This window comes from Marinobacterium profundum (assembly GCF_001528745.1).
Lineage (GTDB): Bacteria > Pseudomonadota > Gammaproteobacteria > Pseudomonadales > Balneatricaceae > Marinobacterium_A > Marinobacterium_A profundum.
Genome location: NZ_BCNS01000040.1, coordinates 1 through 729, shown reverse-complemented (window position 1 = coordinate 729; position 729 = coordinate 1). Strand labels below are relative to the sequence as shown.

Below are 729 nucleotides of genomic sequence, written 5' to 3'. Positions count from 1 at the left end.
CCTGGTAGTTTTATGTATCCAGTGTTAGTGGTAGTGCACTTTGGGTGTAGATATGTAGTACGTGTTGTGTGGAGTCAAGGTTGAGGCAGAACCAGTAAATTAAACGTAAGGGGGCGGCGGCAGCGTCAGATGTGTATAAGGAACAGTACCCATGTCATTGAACTGGACTGTTACCCATGTGGGTAATCTTTACCGCTCCTAATGATCCGTTCCCGCATAAATCCACATAGGCTCCGTTTTCCCGGCACGCTCAAACCCCAGCGCCCGATAAAACTCGATGGCCCTGCCATCCGCCGTTAACATCTGCTGATGAAAACCCGCGTATCGCGCCTGCATTGCCTGCATCAACTGGCGACCAATACCCCGCCCCTGAAAGTCGGGATGCACCAGCAGGTGCGGGTAATACACCACCAGATGACCATCAGACAAGGCATTACCGAGTCCCACCAGCCGGCCGTCGATACGGGCACAGACCAGACTGTGGGAGTTCTGCAGCGCCGCCATCAGGGCGGCGGGCTTATCCGCCGCCGACCATTGATTGGCGCGGTACAGCTCCAACACCTCCGCCTCTTCCAGGTGCCCGTTCTGGCTGTCATCAAAACTGATTTCTGCGTTCATGCCGCTCCCTGTTCCCGAATTGGGATAAGTGTAAATTGGCTGCGTTGTGTTCAGATGGTTTCAAGACTGGGCTCTTGGCCTGTCCCTTATAAACATCTGACGCTGCCGCCG

Annotated in this window: 1 protein-coding gene; it reads right to left on the bottom strand. The window is 54.6% G+C overall.

The genetic code is table 11. The annotated features are described in order from the left end of the window. Positions 1-198: 198 nt before the first annotated feature. A complete protein-coding gene (locus tag MPRO_RS02645; protein ID WP_067286608.1) occupies positions 199-618 on the bottom strand; it encodes a GNAT family N-acetyltransferase in 420 nt (139 codons plus the stop codon). Positions 619-729: the final 111 nt, after the last annotated feature.